Source organism: bacterium, from assembly GCA_029210545.1.
GTDB lineage: Bacteria > BMS3Abin14 > BMS3Abin14 > BMS3Abin14 > BMS3Abin14 > JARGFV01.
On the sequence record JARGFV010000022.1, the window covers coordinates 23,412 to 30,110 of the forward strand.

General features: G+C 58.2%; 7 protein-coding genes. All 7 read left to right on the forward strand.

Features of this window, described 5'->3' with window-relative positions; genetic code table 11:
* Positions 1-185: 185 nt before the first annotated feature.
* The 7 genes from dapB (at position 186) to P1S46_04015 (ending at position 6,328) form a co-directional block, all read left to right on the forward strand.
* Entirely contained in the window at positions 186-989 is an 804-nt protein-coding gene (gene dapB / locus P1S46_03985) for a 4-hydroxy-tetrahydrodipicolinate reductase (GenBank protein MDF1535647.1), read from the forward strand.
* A 137-nt stretch (positions 990-1,126) separates the two neighbouring features.
* Entirely contained in the window at positions 1,127-2,293 is a 1,167-nt protein-coding gene (locus P1S46_03990; GenBank protein ID MDF1535648.1) for an LL-diaminopimelate aminotransferase, read from the forward strand.
* Between the two features lie 10 nt (positions 2,294-2,303).
* Positions 2,304-2,864: a 2-amino-4-hydroxy-6-hydroxymethyldihydropteridine diphosphokinase gene (folK, locus tag P1S46_03995; protein MDF1535649.1), complete on the forward strand. Its 561-nt coding sequence runs from the start codon at positions 2,304-2,306 to the stop codon at positions 2,862-2,864.
* A gap of 24 nt (positions 2,865-2,888) precedes the next feature.
* Positions 2,889-3,527 (forward strand): deoxynucleoside kinase, encoded by a 639-nt coding sequence (locus P1S46_04000; protein MDF1535650.1) that lies wholly within the window; start codon positions 2,889-2,891, stop codon positions 3,525-3,527.
* Between the two features lie 174 nt (positions 3,528-3,701).
* Complete coding sequence (gene panB, locus P1S46_04005; GenBank protein MDF1535651.1) at positions 3,702-4,502, forward strand: 3-methyl-2-oxobutanoate hydroxymethyltransferase; 801 nt, start codon at positions 3,702-3,704, stop codon at positions 4,500-4,502.
* A 245-nt stretch (positions 4,503-4,747) separates the two neighbouring features.
* Positions 4,748-5,599: a pantoate--beta-alanine ligase gene (panC, locus tag P1S46_04010; GenBank protein ID MDF1535652.1), complete on the forward strand. Its 852-nt coding sequence runs from the start codon at positions 4,748-4,750 to the stop codon at positions 5,597-5,599.
* A 366-nt stretch (positions 5,600-5,965) separates the two neighbouring features.
* Positions 5,966-6,328: an aspartate 1-decarboxylase gene (locus P1S46_04015; GenBank protein MDF1535653.1), complete on the forward strand. Its 363-nt coding sequence runs from the start codon at positions 5,966-5,968 to the stop codon at positions 6,326-6,328.
* The last annotated feature ends 371 nt before the right edge of the window (positions 6,329-6,699 follow it).

Below are 6,699 nucleotides of genomic sequence, written 5' to 3' on the forward strand. Positions count from 1 at the left end.
TTATCCATTGCCGATTGCGAAGAAATACCTTTCCCGAATGGGAAAGGTCAGGTGTGGGGAAGGATCGTTGGTTTCCTCTGTGACCTCGGTGACCTCTGTGGTGAATCCGCTTTGGGAATCTGGAGTGGCAACATCCAGGTACGCATTAACCGGAAGATCCGAAAATTGAAGATTGAGAGAAAACTATGATCAGAGCAATTGTTGCGGGCGCTTTCGGCCGCATGGGTACAGCCGTCATCGGCTTCATCGACTCCACCCCCGGGATCGAACTGGCCGGAGCCCTTGAGCGGGAAGGCCACCCTCAACTGGGACAGGCCCTTGTTCGACGGGGAGGTTCCGAAGCTCCGCCCGTACGAGTCACCTCGCGGTTCGAGGATCTGCCGGATGACGTGGATGTCCTCATCGATTTCACGACCCCGGAAGCCACCCTGAGGAACCTCGAAACGTGCGCCGAGGCGGGGATTTGCGCTGTCATCGGCACCACTGGCCTTAACGGAGAGCAGAAGGAAGCACTGGCCATTTTTGCCGGACGCACCCCCACTGTTTTCGCGCCCAACATGAGCGTCGGGGTTAACCTGCTCTTTCAGCTGGCTGCCACCGCGGCGGCAGCCCTGGGAGATGATTACGACGTTGAGATCATCGAAGCACACCATCGGATGAAAAAGGACGCTCCCAGCGGTACGGCCCTTCGCCTGGCGGAGATCGTGGCCGAAGCCCTGGGAAGGGATCTGGAGAAACAGGCTGTTTACGCGAGACATGGAATGATCGGGGAAAGGACCGTGGAGGAGATCGGCATCCAGACCGTTCGAGCCGGGGACATCGTCGGGGAGCACACACTGCTCCTGGCCGGGACGGGGGAGAGGATCGAACTGACCCACCGCGCCCACAGCCGGGACAACTTTGCCCGCGGTGCCGTACGCGCCGCCCTGTGGGTGGCGGACCGGGCACCAGGACTATATTCCATGGCGGACGTTCTGGGCCTGAAATGACAGGCCCAGGTATGGATGTATGGAGGTATGGGAGTAACGGAGTAATGTGACAGGGACAGTCTAGGATTCATTCTCCCATACCCCCTCACCCCCAGACCCCCACACCAGGCAAGTAATAGACTACCAGGAGGAACACGTTGAAAATTGAACAGGCCGATCGCTTAAAGAGCCTCCCCCCGTACCTCTTCGCCGAACTGGACCGGATGAAGGCCGAGGTGGCTGCCAGGGGGATCGACATCATCAGTCTCGGTGTCGGAGATCCGGACCTTCCGACCCCGGCCCACATCATCGACAGGCTCAAAAGGGCGGTGGACAACCCCGTACACCACCGGTATCCGAGCTACGAGGGGATGCTTTCCTTTCGCCAGGCGGTAGCCGGGTGGTATGCGAGCCGTTTCAACGTTACCCTCGATCCAGCCACGGAGGTGGTTTCCCTCATCGGATCCAAGGAAGGGATCGCACACACACCTCTGGCCTTCGTGAACCCGGGAGACGTGGTCCTGTGCCCGGATCCCGGTTATCCTGTTTACAGCATCGGGACCCTTTTCGCCGGCGGCGAGGCCCACATCATGCCCCTTCTGGAGAAGAACTCGTTCCTGCCCGAGTTCGACGCCATCCCCGCCGATGTCCTGGAGCGGGCGAAACTCATGTTCCTGAACTATCCGAACAACCCCACCTCCGCCGTGGCCGGTCGTGATTTTTACGAAATGGCGATCGCCTTCGCCAGGCAGCACAACATCCTGATCTGCCACGATGCCGCCTACACCGAAGTATACTATGACGATCAGGCTCCCATGAGCTTTCTCGAACTTGACGGCGCGGCCGAGGTCGGCATCGAGTTCCATTCCCTCTCCAAAACGTACAACATGACGGGGTGGCGCATCGGGTGGGTGTGCGGCAATGCCGACGCCGTAGCCGCCATCGGACGGATCAAGACCAACATCGATTCGGGTATCTTCCAGGCTGTCCAGGAGGCCGGGATCGAGGCCCTGCAGGCCGATCAGGGGCCTGTCGCCGAACTGCGGAAAGTTTACCAGTCGAGGCGGGACCTGGCCTGCGAGATGCTTTCAGAAGCCGGCTTTTCCTTCCAGGTGCCCAAAGCCTCCTTCTACATGTGGGTGAAAACACCAGGAGGCCTGTCCTCGGCCGAATTCGTCGGACGGATCCTGAGGGAGACAGGTGTCGCGCTCACTCCCGGCAATGGATTCGGAAAGCACGGTGAAGGCTACTTCCGCATTTCCCTCACCGTGGACGAGGACAGGCTGGCGGAGGCGCTCCTCCGCGTCAAGAACGTCGATTGGTAACGGCAGGGATGTGATAACGGCATGGATCGGCCTGGGCAGCAATGCCGGGGACAGAATGCTGTTCATGTCCAGGGCCGTGGAGGGGCTGTCGTCTCTGGAGACAACAAGGGTGACGGACCTCTCCTCCCTGTACGAAACCGCCCCCGTCGAGGTCGGGGGGGGATTGTTCATCAACGCTGTCGCCAGGATCGAGACCGCGTTGACAGCCGGAGAACTTCTCAAGGCGGTCCTCCGGCTGGAAAAGGAGCTCGGCAGGGAGCGGACGCCTGGAAAGGCAGAGCCGAGGGTCATGGACCTTGACCTCCTGCTTTTTGGTGACGAGCGGATGGAAGAACCGGATCTGATCCTCCCCCACCCGCGTATGACCGGCAGAAGGTTCGTCATGGTACCGCTGGCGGAGCTGGAGGGAAGCCTTCCGATCCCCGGCACAGGCCGGACAGCGGCACAGATAGCCGCCGGTCTTGAAAGGTCTGCTCGCGAACAGGCGGTAAAACGTCTGGGCACTCTTGAAGCTTTGACGTCCGGAAAGCCGGTGCTGGGCCTTGACCAACCTTCGCCGAAGAAACTATAATTAAGGTTGGGCAATGACAAAATGATGGACAAGAGGTATATCGTCGTTGAGGGACCCATCGGGGTCGGCAAGACGAGCCTGGTTCAGATGCTCGGTGAGGTGTTTGCGTCAAGGGTCATCCTGGAAAAGGCGGCTGAAAACCCTTTCCTCCCGAAATTCTACACGAACCCGGCAGGTTTTGCCTTTCAGACCCAGATGTTCTTTCTCCTCAGCAGATATCAGCAGCAAAGAGAACTGGCCCAGCAGGAGCTGTTCAGCCAGAGCGTCATCTGCGATTACCTCTTTGCAAAGGACAGGATCTTCGCGTCGGTGAACCTGGACGGTGACGAACTGGCCCTCTATCAGCAGATTTATTCACTGCTGGACCAGAGGATCCCGAAACCCGACCTGGTCATCTACCTGCAGTCCCCCCCCGAGGTGCTCCAGCAGCGCATCAGGATGAGGGGGCGCAGCTTTGAAAGAGAGATCAGCCGAGAGTACATTGAGGCTGTCAATGAAGGGTACAACCGGTTTTTTTTCAATTACAGCGAGACCCCGCTCCTGATCATCAACACCGCCGAGGTGGACTTTGTCAGGAGACCCGAAGACTTCCAGGACCTGGTCCGGGAGATCCGACGGATGAAAAAGGGGGTTCAATTTTACGTGCCGCTCGGATCCGCCTGATCGGACCGGGACGGGGAAGATCGAAACGCTGCCATCCGGCAGTCGTCCCCGTCTGTGCACGGGGATTTTTTATTGGGAGCAGTGATTGGTGACCAGTGACTCGTGATCAGTAGAAGCATGAATAATAGAGCTTTACCAATCACGGATCACTAATCACGGATCACCGATACGACAATGGATGAGCAGATAACCGTCAACACAGTCAAAGGCATGAAGGGCCGGCAGCGCATCGCCATGGTCACCGCCTACGATTATCCCAGCGCCCTTTACGCGGACCGCTCGGGAGCCCAGATCATCCTGGTGGGTGACTCGCTTGCCCAGGTCGTTCTGGGGTATGACACGACGGTGCCAGTCACCATGGAAGAGATGCTGCACCACACCCGGGCTGCCGGAAGGGGCTGTCAACGGGCCCTCCTGGTGGCGGACATGCCCTTCGGTTCATACCAGTCCGACCCTGGGACTGCCTTTAATAACGCCGCCCGTTTCCTGAAAGAGACCCCGGCCCATACTGTAAAACTGGAAGGCGGCGTGATCATGGCCGAGACAATCAATCACCTCGTATCGAGGGGGATACCGGTCATGGGCCACGTGGGGCTGACGCCCCAGTCGGTCCACCAGATGGGAGGTTACCGGATCCAGGGACGGGGGGAAGATGGGCTCAGGGTACTTCTCGACGATGCCAGGGCCGTTCAGGAAGCCGGAGCATACAGCGTCGTTCTTGAGGGTATCCCCACCGAAGCGGCGCGTCAGGTCACGGAGCGGTTGTCCATCCCTACTATCGGCATCGGGGCCGGTCCGCACTGCGACGGCCAGGTCCTGGTCATGAACGACCTTCTCGGCATCTACGACCGGTTCGTGCCGAAGTTCGTGAAGCGTTACGCCGAGATCGGGGCCGAGATGGAAAAGGCCCTCAAGAAATACGTTGAGGAAGTGACCGAAGGGACGTTTCCCGAGGAAAAGCATTCATATGAATAATTTCATATTTCAAAATTGACAGGGTCGCAAAAAGTCCAATCCGGGACTTTTTGCTCCACGGAAAGGGAAAAGCGTCGTTTTCCCTTTCCTTACAAATCAATGACTTACGGAGTGAGTCATTGATTTGGGCACCCCACGCGGGGTGCGTTGATGGACCTTTTGCGAGTCCATCAAAATTCAAATTTCAAGGATAACTCGGCCAGTAGATTATTGCGTGAAATGTGAAATGTGAAATTGAGTTACTTATGAAGATAATAACGACGATAAGCCAAATGCTGGCCCACTCCTCCCGCCTCCGCGACGAAGGCGACCGGATCGGGTTCGTCCCCACCATGGGCTACCTCCACGAAGGGCACCTGAGCCTCATGCGCCGGGCGCGCAATGACAACCATGCCCTCGTGGTCAGCATCTTCGTCAACCCCACCCAGTTCGGCCCGAACGAGGATTACGACGCCTATCCGAGGGACCTGGAAGAGGACACCTCCATGCTCAGGGAGGTTGGATGCGACGTCCTTTTCACACCGACCGTGGAAGAGATGTACCCGGACGGCAGCGCCACCACCGTTTCTGTGGCGGCATTGACGGATAACCTTTGCGGCGCGTCCCGGCCCGGGCATTTCGACGGGGTCACCACCGTGGTCAACAAGCTTTTCAACATCACGCGGCCCCACCGGGCCTATTTCGGGCTCAAGGACTACCAGCAGTATCTGGTCATCAGGAGGATGGCGGCCGATCTCGACATGGACGTCGAAGTCATCGGGCTGCCGACGGTCAGGGAGCCGGACGGGCTGGCCATGAGCAGCCGCAACGCTTACCTGTCCGCGCGTGAACGGGAGAGCGCTCTCGCCCTGTCCCGTTCCCTGGAGATCGCCAGGGAGATGGTTGCCGAAGGGATCATGGATCCATCCGTTATCAAGAAAAAGGTGATCGAGATGATCGATGAGCAGCCCCTGCTGACCATCGACTACGTCAACGTGGTTGACGCTGAAACCCTCGCACCGATAGATGCTATTGATAAGCCCGCCTTACTGGCCATGGCGGTCAGGGTGGGACCTGCGAGACTTATTGACAACACTGTGCTGCTGGAAGACGGTTGATCATTACGCCAATAATTGTCATCGCGCCTGGGAAAGGCGCCCGGATCGATGACCGGCAAAAGCAGCCGCGCCTGGGAAAGGCGCCCGGATCGATGACGGCCAAGTATGTCAGCGATCCGTGAGGAAAGGAAAAACCCCGCTTTTTCCTTTCCGTTGAGCCAAAGTCTCGCACAGACTTTGGTGATTATCAGCAGTCTCCGTGAGGAAAGGAAAAACCCCGCTTTTTCCTTTCCGTTGAGCCAAAGTCTCGCACAGACTTTGGCGATTATCAGCAGTCTACGTGAGGAAAGGAAAAACCCCGCTTTTTCCTTTCCGTCAGCTGAAAGTCCCGCACGGACTTTCAGCCCTATCAACAGGAGAGTTAGGATGAAATACAACATGCTGGCAGGAAAGATCCACCGGGCCACGGTCACCGACGCCAACCTCGAATACGAGGGGTCCATCACCATCGACCAGGATCTTCTGGACGCCGCCAGGATACCGCCCTTCGCCCAGGTCCATATCTGGAACATCACCAACGGCGAACGGTTCGAGACCTACACGATCATCGGTAAGCGCGGAGGCGGCGAGATGGTCATCAACGGAGCCGCGGCGCACAAAGCCAGGCGCGGGGATATGATCATCGTGGCCTGCTTCGTCCAGGTGGACGCAAGGGACGCCGCCAGCCACAAACCGTCCCTGGTCTACGTGGACGGCAAGAACGCCATCGTCGATGTGAAAGACAGCTGACAGCTACCGGCCGTATGACTTTTGTTCTTAAAATCGGTTAACCACAGCGCGGCCGGCTGAAGGCCGCTCCACCCGTCTTCGTCACACAAAGGGCGTGACTACGCCGTGGCAGGCAGGTTTCCACAAGGTAGAGCAATAAACCAAGGTCAGATCCTTAAAACCACCTTCAATGTTTTCATTCTAACTCTGTGTCACCCTGTGGTTCAGCCTGGCAATGGCTGAGCTGTGGTTCAGGCTCTATCGGGCCTTGGCGCAGCGCGGGCAGAACCCCATCTTTCCGGTTTCCTCCGATTTTCTTCCGCCGTCGCTCTTCGAGCTATGGCGTGACAAGCCGTGCCTCCGTGGTGAAACCCGGGCTCTTGCGCCGGTCG